Origin of the sequence: Pseudomonas sp. EA_65y_Pfl2_P74 (genome assembly GCF_963970575.1) — a bacterium.
In the GTDB taxonomy this organism is placed as follows: domain Bacteria; phylum Pseudomonadota; class Gammaproteobacteria; order Pseudomonadales; family Pseudomonadaceae; genus Aquipseudomonas; species Aquipseudomonas baetica_A.
The window spans coordinates 1-13,383 of the sequence record NZ_CAXAOQ010000037.1 but is presented as its reverse complement, the minus strand read 5'-3'; the positions used below and the strand labels follow the sequence as shown (position 1 = coordinate 13,383).

The 13,383-nt window shown below is 57.8% G+C and carries 10 protein-coding genes; 9 read left to right on the top strand and 1 reads right to left on the bottom strand.

Annotation, left to right across the window (positions count from 1 at the left end; translation table 11 throughout):
• Positions 1 to 315 precede the first annotated feature (315 nt).
• Complete coding sequence (locus tag AACY18_RS24615; protein WP_339434155.1) at positions 316 to 1,710, bottom strand: hypothetical protein; 1,395 nt, start codon at positions 1,708 to 1,710, stop codon at positions 316 to 318.
• Between the two features lie 285 nt (positions 1,711 to 1,995).
• Here AACY18_RS24615 and AACY18_RS24610 point away from each other — a divergent pair, with 285 nt between their 5' ends.
• The 9 genes from AACY18_RS24610 (at position 1,996) to AACY18_RS24570 (ending at position 12,787) form a co-directional block, all read left to right on the top strand.
• Positions 1,996 to 2,352, top strand: coding sequence for a hypothetical protein (locus AACY18_RS24610; protein WP_186624269.1), 357 nt, complete (start codon positions 1,996 to 1,998; stop codon positions 2,350 to 2,352).
• A gap of 539 nt (positions 2,353 to 2,891) precedes the next feature.
• Positions 2,892 to 4,079 (top strand): YcaO-like family protein, encoded by a 1,188-nt coding sequence (locus AACY18_RS24605; RefSeq protein WP_339466362.1) that lies wholly within the window; start codon positions 2,892 to 2,894, stop codon positions 4,077 to 4,079.
• 27 nt (positions 4,080 to 4,106) lie between these two features.
• Complete coding sequence (locus AACY18_RS24600; RefSeq protein WP_186624267.1) at positions 4,107 to 5,816, top strand: ATP-binding cassette domain-containing protein; 1,710 nt, start codon at positions 4,107 to 4,109, stop codon at positions 5,814 to 5,816.
• 128 nt (positions 5,817 to 5,944) lie between these two features.
• Positions 5,945 to 6,904 (top strand): AAA family ATPase, encoded by a 960-nt coding sequence (locus AACY18_RS24595; protein ID WP_007913915.1) that lies wholly within the window; start codon positions 5,945 to 5,947, stop codon positions 6,902 to 6,904.
• A gap of 5 nt (positions 6,905 to 6,909) precedes the next feature.
• The gene (locus AACY18_RS24590; protein WP_339466360.1) at positions 6,910 to 7,854 is read left to right on the top strand and encodes a DUF58 domain-containing protein; all 945 of its coding nucleotides are present in this window, start codon (positions 6,910 to 6,912) and stop codon (positions 7,852 to 7,854) included.
• The gene (locus tag AACY18_RS24585) at positions 7,851 to 8,348 is read left to right on the top strand and encodes a DUF4381 domain-containing protein (protein ID WP_339434154.1); all 498 of its coding nucleotides are present in this window, start codon (positions 7,851 to 7,853) and stop codon (positions 8,346 to 8,348) included. Before AACY18_RS24590 ends, AACY18_RS24585 begins: the two co-directional genes overlap by 4 nt.
• The gene (locus tag AACY18_RS24580; protein ID WP_339466359.1) at positions 8,341 to 9,420 is read left to right on the top strand and encodes a vWA domain-containing protein; all 1,080 of its coding nucleotides are present in this window, start codon (positions 8,341 to 8,343) and stop codon (positions 9,418 to 9,420) included. Before AACY18_RS24585 ends, AACY18_RS24580 begins: the two co-directional genes overlap by 8 nt.
• Positions 9,417 to 11,153, top strand: coding sequence for a tetratricopeptide repeat protein (locus tag AACY18_RS24575; RefSeq protein WP_339466358.1), 1,737 nt, complete (start codon positions 9,417 to 9,419; stop codon positions 11,151 to 11,153). Before AACY18_RS24580 ends, AACY18_RS24575 begins: the two co-directional genes overlap by 4 nt.
• The gene (locus tag AACY18_RS24570; protein WP_339466355.1) at positions 11,150 to 12,787 is read left to right on the top strand and encodes a BatD family protein; all 1,638 of its coding nucleotides are present in this window, start codon (positions 11,150 to 11,152) and stop codon (positions 12,785 to 12,787) included. The genes AACY18_RS24575 and AACY18_RS24570 overlap by 4 nt, the downstream gene beginning before the upstream one ends.
• Positions 12,788 to 13,383 lie beyond the last annotated feature (596 nt).

The window sequence follows — 13,383 nt, the reverse complement described above, 5'->3', positions numbered from 1 at the left end:
CATCTGCAAAAGCGACTGTCAGGGCTGCCGACAATGCCTTTACGGGTGCTCATCCGTTGCGCAGCTTAAAGGGTGCGACAATGTGTCTGCTTGCGGTGCTGCGACATATTCGGTCATTGGCACGTAAACCGAGGGTTTCGCACCGGTAAACACTAGCAGTCGTGGCGGAAAACGCCGGGTTGCATGCCCGTATTTACGGGACATCCGTCCCAGATGCAGACCTTTTGCCCTTACATATCCAGAAACGAAAACGCCCAAGGCCGTTCTATCGACCTTGAGCGTGGCATCGGGTTCAGCGTCAGCGGTTGACGCGGATCAGTCGGGCAACTCTTCGTAAGCGCGAAATTTGCTCACGGTGGCGCAGTCGTAGCACTGCATCTGCAGGGTCAATTTATCCATGCTGGCGTCGATGTTGCTGGAGTCGCACTCGCGGCAGAACAGCTGCGGATGGTCGAATTGCGGCGCGGCGATCGGCGAGCCTGTGAGAAACCGAGGCACAAATTCGTCTCGCCAGAACAGCCCCGGCGACTTGGAAAAACCGGCGCCGCTATCCTTGAACACGACATCGTAAAGCAGGCGGGTCATGGCCGGCTGCGGCACGCGCGAATCGCGGTAGCTGTCCTTGCGCCAGTTCTCCGCCAAGGCGAGTTGCGCGGTGCTCTGCATGTTGCGCGGAATGGTGTTCGAGGCGTGAGTGCGGCCCTTGGAATTTCCGGTGGCATAGAAGTGTGCTGCACTTTTCACCGCCACTCTGGCGAAGTAGTAGATCTGGCTGACCGAGAAGTTCTGCAGCAAAGTGCCGATCACCGAGTCGGCGCGGGCTTCGGCGGTGAACGCCATACCTACCTGATTGGCCAGCAAGTGAACGTATTGAATCGATTCCTCCCGCGCGAGCCTGAAGATCAATGCATACAACTCACGTTTCCATCCTGGCAGCACAGGCCCGGACAACTCTTCGTACAGCGCGAGGTAGAGCGTATCGCGCGTGCAGCGCACGCCTTCTTCCAGTGCGACGTTGGCTCGCCAGTAAATGGTCGAATAAGTGCTGATGCTGAAATCGTCGGCCCGATTGAACGCCCGAATGTCCGATGCCGTATCGACCTGCAAGGCGCCCGCCTCGTGCAGGCCTTTCACCAACTCCTCACTGAAAGTGTCAGTGGACGTGAGCTTTTCTCCTCTGAGTTCAGCATCAAGCGCGGCAATGCGTTCGCCTGCGCCTTGGCCGCCGTCATCCAGTAACGCCAGCAGAGCAAGTTTTTGCTGGAATCCAAGACTGGTAAAGGGCACGGGTGGGCGTGGTGTGCCGTAGCGCATGGCTAGATCGCTGCGGTCACGTTCGGCCTGATCGGCGATTTGCTGTTTGCGCAGCCGGACACAGGCATCACAACCACACACGTTGCGTCGCGAGCCAAAACCGGCGGTGAAGTATTGATGCTCGCAATTCACACATTTGTAAGCGCTGCGCAGGGAAACCGGGGTGCCGCGGGCAGGCCGGCGCATCCACATCGGCAAATCGCAATATGGGCATCTCAGGTCGGCGCTGACAATCGGTGGCAACACTTTCAGCACACTGCGCACTGTGTCCGCGAGCTTGTACTCATCGATCAAGTCAGCAGTTTTTTCGCCATTGAGGTAGCGCTGGTAAAGCGCTTCAACCTGCTCTTCGGACAGATGGCGGATTTCTTGCGCCCATTCGAAATACTGCTTCATCAAAAGAGATCCTTTTTATCATGTCGTCCATCGCACTCCCTTGCGTTTGAGCAATAAAATCTGCCGGGAAAAAGCCGCAAAAACAAGCGAAAACACCTCTAACTTGCGCCATCCATCGCCTTTTCTGAAACCCTACGAGGCCGTCGGACAATTCGTACCCGCCGTGAGGAAATGTCCTTAAGAGCACGCCTTGGCTCAATGATGTGCAGCAGAATTTTCTTGAGGCTGGCAAAATCGCCTTTTTTGCGTCCCGCCTGCCGCGCCCGCTCAACCAGGAATCCCCTCATGCAAATGACCACCGCCCTACTCATCGTCAACCCGTGCGATGACGAAGAAGACAACATGGCCATGCTCTGCTGCCACAGCGACAAGGGCGACATGTTCCTGATGAGCCGCTATCCGGACGAGGACGAGCTGGAGATTACGCTGGATGGCGAGCCTTCGACGCTTGATGGGGTGAAAGTTACTTTGACCTCGACGCTGCTGAAGATCGAGATTGCAGCGGCGGATGCCGATGCGTTGAATGGGGATGATGTGCTGGAGATCACCTTTAACCCGGATATGGTGGATCTGGATGAGGTTGAGGAGACCCTGAAGAATATCCTTGATGGGACTGGCACCTATGTCAGTGAGCTAGGCTGATCAGGCCTGCTATCCCAAACGTAAATTGAGTGGCGATGGTGCCCAAGTAAAATGCGCCACGCCACTGTCAGTCCTGTAACGGGCGTTTCGCTTCAACTTTCGCTGAAAACCTTAAACACTTAAAGACCATACATATCAATAAATATGCAAGCACACTGCCTTGCACGTTTACCCGAGTAAAGTTTCATCCTACTTCCCGACAAGAACCGCCCTACACAATCATCGGAAGTCCTACACCGATATCTGATTGCCTGGTCGCGCGCTCATTGCTATTAATTATCCCACCTGCGAACTATCTCGCAGGTTCGGTACTGATAGAACAGCATCGAAAATCCAAGATCAAATGGAGTTAATACCATGGGTAAAAAACGCTCTGAAATAAACACCTTCGATGATTTGCCGCAGGCTACAGGTCATTCAGAAGGTTTCCTTGCGACCGAACTGAACTTCTTCGCTTCATTAACCCGCTGATTGGATGCACCAACCAGCTCACATGCCGAAAGCTTGTCTTTCGGCATTTAAATTTAATGAGGCAAGCTATGTTCGAGCGTGAAATAACACCCAGCAGAGCTCTGAATGAAATAACCTGTTCCATCCAGGCGCTAGAGCTTAGAGCAATTGTCCGCTATGTCGGCGAAGGTGATCTGGTTGCAATCGCTGAACTTTACGACAAAGACGAAAAACTGATTGAGTCTGGAGCAGGCAAGGGACCTGATGCCCTTATCGGAGCGATGGCCGAGAGCCTTGAACACTACGGCACCTTCCACTGCCGACAGTCGCAGCGATCACGAATTAGCTGCGATTCGATTGCAGTTCAGCGCGATGCTCAATGCGACGGCATACTTGCAAGTTTGCCAAGCACTAACGAACTTGTTGAATGTTTTAGGCTTACAGCCCTTGATGACAAGCGCGAACTATTTGTGCCATGCGCCCTCCTCCATCCAACTGCCGAAAATAACAACACAGGTTCTCGGGAAACCCGATTTTTAAGCCGCTACGCCTCTAACTCAGGAATTGCTTTCGGCTGTACCAAGGCCGAAGCGCTGCTGCACGGCACTCTTGAGGTAATAGAACGACACTTGTTATCGCAGTTTTTTCTTGCCGTTTGCGCAATACGACCGGCAATGGACCTTTATACACCTTCAAAAGCATTACTTGTTGAAGCATTGCTGCATCGCCCATATGCTTTAGAGGCTGCAAGCAAGTTGCAAATCATCGTTATCAAAGATGAATCCGGTGTCTATTTTTCGGTTGCTTTCCCTAAGATGGGGCCAGGCGACTTGCATATTTCCCCCATCGGTTCGGGCTGCTCATTGGATATCTGCATCGCTGTACAAAGAGCAGTCACGGAACAGTTCCAGTCAAGCACGCTATATGGTATCAGTGAAGAAACTTCTGACCGCAAGGCTTTTGACATGCTTTCAACCTCTGACGCCTTAAAAAACTTAATAGACTTTTCTCCGTTGAAAAACCTGAAGCTTAGAACCTTTGAACCCACCTCAGAAAGCCAAACAAGCACCGTTGCACAGCAAATAGCATTACTGCAACGAAACTTGAAAAGCGTCGGCAAAGCAATTTTCCATAGAACTGTCGCACAGTACGCCAACACAAACATCGTCACCCAGATATACATACCCGGCCTCGACAGGTTCAACATAATCAGAAAAGGCCAGTTGGTAGCTCCACAGCACATACTGCTAAATAACACCAAGCGCCCTGGCAATTAATTAAAACGACCAACAGGCAGTTTCTCCATGCGGACACTCATCAGAACAGCTTGCAAAAAGCATCGACTGCTATTGATCACAACAATCACCGCCATTATTTCGCTAAAGCTTCTAGCCCTTGCGCCGCCATTGTTACTGGGTGCCATTGTCGATTCGCTCAGTAACGCAGATCACACCACGCTCAACACGCTACTTTTCTTTACAGCGGCCTTTGTCTTGGCCGGATGCGCTCAGGCGATAATTGCACCTCTGCAGACACTACTTCTTTCGAAACTCGTCCAGCGGATTGTAATGAACGCGTCCATTACATGGATGGCGCAATTGATAGGAAAAGAATTCTCTCGATTCAGCACTTGGCGCATCGGTCACTTCATCAAATCGGTAGAGCGCGGAATCACCGCCCACGAGCAACTGCTGACGTTCTTTGTCACGGTGGGCTTTCCACTGTGTCTGGAGTTCCTGATCATTGCCGCCGCATTTTGGTACATGGGCGGCACCTGGGTCTTTTGCGCGATGGCGAGCCTTGGAGTGCTTTACCTTTTTGCCACCCATCGAATCATCAGGTGGCGCAGAAAACATATTGATGCCGTGAATGAGCAGGAAGATGAACTGAGCGCGATCCTGTTCAACACCTTGAAGGCAGGCAAATCGATAAAACTGGAGCGCGCCGAGCAGACCGCACTGCAACCCTTGAACAGAGCCTTCAACCAATATGCCGAAGCGGCGGTAACCGTCGCGGGATCCGGTGGATTGTTAAGCGGGGCAAAGATCTTGTTTATCAGTCTTTCCACAGGAGGATTGTTAAGTTGGGGGGTTGTCGATCAATTGTCGGGGGCCGCGAGCATTAGCGTCGGGCAATTGGTCGCGATCTTTTCCATCGCCAGTACGTTCCTGCTGAACATCACAGCCTTGACCGAAGGCTATCGAGTGCTGGATCAGTTTTTAGCGGATCAACGCCGTCTCCAGCAACTGCTCAAAACAGCCGATTTTGATAATGAAGGTCGTAGAGGCGAAGTGACCCAACAGGACGAATCAACGTTACGGCTCAAACCCTGCGTCATCACCGACAATGGCGCCGTCCGGCTATCCATCGCAAACCTGATTGACTTCAAACAAAGGCAATCGGTCGCGATCACCGGCCCTAGCGGCGCAGGCAAATCCACCTTGCTCGAAGCGCTAGCCGGACTGAACGCTTCGGTAAGGAGCCAACTGAACATTGACGATATACCCGTTGATCGCTTGAACGCTCAGAGCCATCTGCAAGTACTGCGTTACTGCCCTCAATCCCCGCAATTCCTGGAGGGCACCTTCGACAGGTCAGTTTTGTTTGGTGTTAATCCTTCGCTGCATTTGCGCAGCGCCATCCAGCGTTTACAGCTTGAAGAGATCGTCAGCGGGCGCGACATCAACGAAAATGCCGCCAACATTTCCGGCGGTGAAGCCAAACGCCTGACGCTGCTGCGACTGATTAACCGGCCGGGTAAATTCAACCTTTTTGACGAACCGAGCGCATCAATAGAGCCGAAGCTCGCCGCACCGGTTTGGGAGTTGCTGTTCGAGACGTTTGCCGGCCAAGGTCTGATTTGCGTAACGCACGATGTCAGCCATCTACACCGCTTCGACCGGGTCATTGTTATGCATAATGGCGAAATCATTGAAGATGGCCCCTGGCATGATCTGGTGGACAGAGCATCGATCAAACGGCTGCTAAGTGACCTTCAAACCGTTAACCAATAAAAGGGCGTTAAAAGGTCCTTTCTGCAAAATGCCGTTAGTCGCCACCCCCCGCGATGGATTAAAGTAACGCCCCCAGCCCCGGTGTTATCCAGACGCCCGTGGCCACCCCTTTCCAGGAACAGTCATCGATGGAACATCGTGAAGCGCTGCTGGCGCTGCGAACCTTTCTTTCAACGCAGATTCTCGGCCAGGAAAAACTCATCGAGCGTTTGCTCATCGCCCTGCTCGCCGACGGCCACATGCTGGTCGAGGGCGCTCCGGGTCTGGCCAAGACCAAAGCGATCAAAGAACTCGCCGAGGGCATCGAAGCCCAGTTCCATCGTATCCAGTTCACACCCGACCTGTTACCCGCCGACATCACCGGTACCGAGATCTATCGCCCGGAAACCGGCAGCTTCGTGTTCCAACAGGGGCCAATCTTCCATAACCTGGTGCTGGCGGACGAAATCAACCGTGCCCCGGCCAAGGTGCAATCAGCGCTGCTCGAGGCCATGGCCGAGCGTCAGGTCAGTGTCGGGCGCAGCACTTATGAGCTGTCGCCACTGTTTCTGGTAATGGCCACGCAGAACCCGATCGAGCAGGAAGGCACCTATCCGCTGCCCGAAGCGCAGCTCGACCGTTTCCTGATGCATGTAAAAATCGGCTTCCCCGACGCCGCCGTCGAACGCCGCATCCTCCAGCAAGCCCGTGGCGAAGCGCTGAACGGCGAGACCAAGCCCGAACGCCGGGTCAGCCAGCAGGCAATCTTCGCCGCACGCAAGGAAATCCTCGGTCTGTACATGGCCGACGCCGTGGAGGAATACCTGGTGCAACTGGTCATGGCTACGCGCAACCCGGCCAAGTTCGACCCGGAAATGGCCGAGTGGATCGCTTACGGCGCCAGCCCGCGTGGCTCGATTGCCCTCGATCGCTGCGCCCGCGCCCATGCCTGGCTCGCCGGGCGCGACTTCGTCAGCCCCGAAGACATTCAGGCGGTGCTGTTCGACGTGCTGCGCCACCGCATCATTTTGTCGTTTGAAGCCGAAGCCGCTGGCATCGATCAGGATCGTGTGGTGCAGCGGATTCTCGACGTCGTAGCCGTCGCTTGACCCCCATGAATGCCCCTCTGCCGTCCGAACCGGGCATCCGCGTCAGCCTCGCCGAGCTGATCGAGATGCGTCATCGCGTGCGCGAAGTGCAGCTGTTTTCCACGCCGAGTCAGCGCAGCCCGCTGATCGGTCTGCATCATTCGAAATTCCGTGGTCGCGGCGTCGACTTCGATCAGGTGCGGGTCTATCAGGCCGGCGACGACGTACGCACCATCGACTGGCGCGTGACGGCGCGCACGCAAGAACCGCACACCAAACTGTTCCATGAAGAGCGCGAGCGACCGATTTTCATCATGGTCGAGCAAAGCACGCGGCTGTTTTTCGGCTCAGGCCTGATGTTCAAGTCGGTGCTGGCGGCGCAAGCGGCGGCGTTGATTGGCTGGGCGGCGCTCGGCCATAACGACCGGGTCGGCGGACTGGTGTTCGGCGACAACGAGCATTACGAGATCAAGCCTCGGCGCAACAAGCAAAGTTTGCTGCAATTGCTCAATCGCCTGGTCAAGGTCAATCAATCGCTGCACAGCGAACGTGAACCGGATCGCGATGCCTTTGGCGTGGCCCTGCGGCGCGCCCGTGAGGTGCTGCGCCCGGGCAGTCTGGTGATCGTGATCTGCGATGAGCGCGCCTTGTCCGACAGCGCCGAACAACAACTGAGCCTGCTGTCGCGCCACTGCGATCTGTTGATGTTGCCACTGTCCGATCCGCTCGATCACGCCCTGCCCGCCGCGGGATTGCTGAGATTCGCCGAGCGTGGTGCACAGCTTGAACTCGACACCCTCAACTTTGAGCTGCGCCAGACCTATCGCGCCCAGGCCGAAGCACGCATCGCGCGCTGGGAATTGCTCGCCCAAAAGCTGCGCGTGCTGCTGATGCCGTTGAGCACGCAAAGCGAGTTAGTCGAGCAAATGCGTGAATTCCTCAACCCGCAGCGTCCGGGGAAAGGTCGATGAACGACCTTGATCAGCTACAACCGCTGATTTCGCCGCCACCGATCGCCTTCTGGCCACCGGCGCCGGGCTGGTGGCTGCTGCTTCTGTTATTGCCGCTGCTCGGTTTTGCTGTGTGGCGGCTGCGGCGTTTCATCCCGATCAAGAAACGCCCGATCGTGCGTGCCGAACAGCCGCTCGATCCGGTGCGCATCGCCGCCCTCGCCGAACTGGCGCGAATGCCCAAACCCTACGACGGCGCGCCGGCCGGGGCGTGGTTGCAGCAACTCAACGGCCTGCTCAAACGGCTGTGCCGCAACCATTACCCCTACAGCCAGAGTCATACGCTCAATGGCCGCAAGTGGCTGGCATTCCTCGACAACCGTTGCCCGGCTGCCGGCCTCACCCGTTGGATGGTACTGGTTGAAGGCGCGTACAAACCGGAATGCAAACTCGACGACAAAGCCATCGCCGGCCTGACCCAAGCTGTCGACACGTGGATTCGCAAACATGTTTGAGTTCGCCTGGCCGTGGATCTTTGTGCTGTTGCCGCTGCCGTGGCTGATGCGTCTGGTGCTGCCGGTGGCGGACAGTGGCGAGCCAGCGCTAAAAGTCAGTTTCCTGTCTGATCTGGAAGGTCTCGCCCGCCGCCGCGCCCGGGCGAACCTGCCGGCGTGGCGCCAGCAGGCACCGTTCATGCTGCTGTGGTTGTTACTGTTGATTGCCGCTGCACGCCCGCAATGGCTCGGCGAACCGCTGCCGATTGCCGCCAGTGGCCGTGATTTGTTGGTGGCGGTGGACGTGTCCGGCTCGATGGATTTCCCCGACATGCAATGGCAGGACGAAGAAGTCAGCCGTCTGAATCTGGTACAGCACCTGCTCGGCGATTTCCTCGAAAGCCGCGACGGCGACCGCGTAGGCTTGATCCTGTTCGGCAGTCAGGCTTACCTGCAAGCACCGCTGACCTTCGACCGCCACACCGTGCGCGTGTGGCTTGATGAATCGCGGATCGGCATCGCCGGCAAGAACACCGCCATCGGCGACGCCATCGGTCTGGCCCTCAAACGCCTGCGCATGCGTCCGGCGCAGAGCCGCGTGCTGATTCTGGTCACCGACGGCGCCAACAATGGCGGCGAAATCGATCCACTGACCGCAGCGAAACTCGCCGCCAGCGAGGGCGTGAAGATTTACCCGATCGGCATCGGCGCCAATCCTGAAGACAGCGGTTCGACCGGTTTGCTCGGGATCAATCCGAGCCTGGACCTCGACGAGCCGGCACTCAAGGCTATCGCCCAAGTCACCGGCGGCCAGTATTTCCGCGCGCATGACGGCAAAGAATTGCAAGCGATCAAGGACACCCTCGATCAGCTCGAACCAGTGACCCAGCAACCCACCCAGGCGCGCCCGGCGCAAGCCTTGTATCAATGGCCGCTGGCGCTGGCCTTGTGGCTGAGCCTGTTACTGGTCGCCCGCGAATTATGGCCGGACAATCCGCTGCAACGCCTGTTCACCAAGGAGCTGTATCTGCAAAGTCCGCTGCCTGACTGGCGTGAGCGCCTTAAGCGCCTGCGTCTGCGGAGGCGCCGATGATCGCGCTCTGGCCGCACTGGTTCCGTCCATGGTGGTTGCTGTTGCTACCGCTGCTGGGCTGGCTGATCTGGCAACTCTGGCATCGGCAGAAACGCGCCGGGCGCTGGCAGATGATTCTGCCGCCGGCGTTTCATGCCACCCTGCTCAGTGGCGGTAACGGTCGCGACAGCAAACTGCCGTGGATCGTCCTAGGCGGGGCATGGTTGCTGGGCCTTGTGGCGCTGCTCGGGCCGAGTTGGGAGCGCGTCGAACAGACCAGCCAGAAACCCGCCGATCCGTTGGTGGTGGTGCTGGAACTGACGCCGGAAATGCTCGCCACCGATTCACCGCCGACGCGACTGGAACAGGCGCGGCGCAAGCTGTTCGATCTGCTCCAGGCACGCAGCGACGCGCAGACCGCCATCGTCGTCTACGCCGGCAGCGCCCACACGCTGGTGCCGCTGTCGGATGACCTGGCAACCAGCCGAAACCTGGTCGACGCGCTTAAACCGTCATTGATGCCACAAAGCGGTCATCGTGCTGACCTTGCCGTGGGCAAAGCGTTGGCATTGCTCAAGCAGGGCGCACTCGGTCAGGGCCGGATTCTGCTGATCGGCTCATCGCTGAGCGAAGAGGAACGCCAAGGCATTCGCCGCGCGCTGAACGGGCATTCGGCGCAGTTGTTGATGCTCGGCATTGGCACCGCTGAAGGCGCACCGATTGCTCAGGAGGACGGCAGTTTCCTCAAGGACGAGCAAGGCGCGATTCGTGTACCGCAACTCGACAGTCCGGGGCTTGGTGCTTTCCTCAACAGCGTTGGCGGCGAGTATCACCCTGCACGGCTGGACGAAACCGACCTGCGTGCCCTCGGCCTGCTGGATGGCCCGCGCAGCTTACGCGACGACGGTCAGACCGTGCGCCTGGATACGTGGGCCGATCAGGGTTACTGGCTGCTGTTGCCATTGTTGCTACTGGCCGCGAGTGCCGGACGACGCGGCTGGCTGTTTTGCCTGCCGCTGCTGTTCTGCCTGCCACAGCCGAGCTACGCTTTTGACTTCAAAGACCTGTGGCTGCGCCCTGACCAACAGGGTCTGCACTTGCTCAATCAAAAGCGCCCGGCCGAAGCGGCGCAACATTTTGACGATCGCCAGTGGCAAGGGGTGGCGCTGTACGAGGCCGGCGACTACAGTGGCGCCGCCCAGCGTTTCGCCGAAGGCGGTGATGCTCGCGACCACTACAATCGTGGCAACGCTTTGGCCAAAAGCGGTGAGCTGGAAGCGGCCATTGACGCCTATGAGCAGGCGCTGGAGTTGCAACCCGATTTGCGCCCGGCGCAGATCAACAAGGCGTTGGTGGAAAATCTGCTCAAGCAGAAAAACACGCCGCCGCCCGTCGAACCGGACAGTAAACCCGCCGAGCAAAACTCGCCGGGCGAAGAACCGCCGACCGCCACCGCACCACCGGCGGCGGTGAAAAGTGAATCCCAGAGCGAGGCCCAGCCTGCCGAGTCGGCCAACGAGCCGCCGCCGACCACCCCGCCGCAACCGGGCCCCAATGAAGTGCCGGGCGACGAGCCGGAAGAGCAACGAGACACGACGCCGACACTGCAGCCAAGCGAGGACAACCTCGCAGGCGAGCAACGTCAGGCACTGGAACAATGGCTGGGCAAGATCCCGGACGATCCGGGCGAACTGTTGCGACGCAAATTCTGGTACGAACAGCAACAACATCAGGATCAGGAAAACACTCGATGACCCGCTTCACCGCTCTCTTGCTGCCCCTGCTGATCTGCACGGCCACTGCCCAGGCGGCCGAGCTGACGGCCAGCGTGGATCGCAGTCGCCTGAACTCCGGCGAGACGGTCGAACTCACCCTCGAAACCAGCGACGTCACCCAGTTCGGCAAACCCGACCTGACCCCGCTGGAGCCCCTGTTCGAAGTGCGCGGCACGCGGCAGGTCAACCAGTTGAACACCCTCAATGGCGACAACCGCGCCACCACACGCTGGATCATTACCCTGCTGCCGAAAGAGAACGGCAGCGTGGTGATTCCAGCGCTGCAGATGGGCGATGTGCAGAGCCAACCGATCAGCGTGCAAGTGGTCGAAAGCGACACCCGCGAAGACAAGAACAGCCTCGACCCGGTGTTTATCGAAGCCAGCCTCGATCAGTCCAGCGTCTATGTGCAGGCCCAGGCCATCCTGACCCTGCGCATCTACCATTCAGTGTCGCTGTACGACGACAGCAGCCTGACCCCGCTGAAAATCGCCGACGCGCGCATCGAACAGCTTGGCGACACGCGTACCTACGAAAAAGACCTCAACGGTGTGCGCCATGGCGTGATCGAAATGCGCTATGCGATCTACCCGCAGCACAGCGGTTTGCTGACCATCGCGCCGCAGACCTTCAGCGCCACACTGGTCGATACGCAGCCGTCTCAGGATGCCAATGCGCAGGGGCCGAAACCGGGCAAATTGATGCGCGTCAGTTCCTCCGAAATCCCCCTGACGGTCAAACCCAAACCCCTGACCTATCCGGTCGATGCGCCGTGGCTGCCCGCGCGCAGTCTGAGCCTCAGCGAAAGCTGGAATCCGGAACCTGAACACACTCAGGTTGGCGATTCCCTGACCCGCAGCCTGACATTGAAAGTCGAAGGCCTGGCCGCCTCGCAATTGCCCGCACTGCCCGCCACCGACGTCAACGGCCTGCGCCGCTATCCGGATCAACCGGTGCTGAGCAACCAGAGCACTGACCGGGGCATTGTCGGCAGCCGTGAAGAACGCGAAGCCTTGGTGCCGAGCCGCAGCGGCGCCATCGAATTGCCGACGGTGGACGTGGTTTGGTGGAACACCTTCGAAGACCACCTGGAACACAGCAGCCTGCCGGCGCGCACTCTGCAAGTGGCCAACAACCCGAGCCTGCAAGTCGACACCCCGACCGGCAACCTGCAGCCGAGCATCGTCGATAACGATGTGTTGTGGTGGTGGAAACTCAGCACCCTGATCCTCGCCTGCACCACCCTCCTCGGCTTCGGCCTGTGGTGGCGCGCGCGCTGGCAACCAGCCGTGCACCGCGCCGCCCAAACCGGCCCGAGTCCACGCACGTTGATGGATGACATCAAGCGTGCGAGCCAGGCGAATGATCCGCAGGCGACACGGCAGGCACTGGATGCGTGGGCGCGCCAGCAGCCGGAGACGCTGGCGGATATGGCGGCGCGGTTTGTGCCGTTGTCGGATGCGCTGGATGGGTTGAATGGTGCGCTGTACAGCGAGACGGGGCAGCATTGGCAGGGTGAGGATTTGTGGCGGGCGATCCGCACGATTCCGGCGGCGGAACGGGTGCAGGATCCGGTGGGTGATAGCGGGTTGCCGCCGCTTTATCCGAAGTAAAAGCAAAAGATCGCAGCCTTCGGCAGTTCCTACAGAGGGTATGTGTAGGCGCTGCCGAAGGCTGCGATCTTTCGATTTTGCTTTAGGGATAAAAGGCTGAAGACAATCGAAATCAATAGTCGAATTTCGTTTTCACTTGTTCGCCTTCGCGATAGGAGAGAACAAATGCCTTCCAGGGCCTCACCGCGAGCGACTGCATGCTCGTGTAATTTTTCTACAAGCGCATAGATTTTCGAATGATTGAAATCAGTTTCAGCGTCCCAGATTTCTGAGCTATTTTTTTCAACGGCGAGGTCTACCTCCATATAGTTCCCCCCCCCATTCAACGCGGTATCGAAAGGCGTCATAACCGTGAACAATTCCGGCCTCAACCAGCTGGAAAATGGCTGTCACAAGTTTAAATTCTTCAGCAATCACTCTCTGACCTCCGGAAATTGATTGTTCCTATCATCCCCTCTTTGGGTAAAACGGGGACAGACCCTGAGGGATCCCCGATTTTTCTTACAGAAAATCAAGAAGTTGGAATATTGAAGAGGCCTGCATGAGTCGGCAACTTGGTTTGCACCACACAAATACAAGAAACCGAACCCATGCAA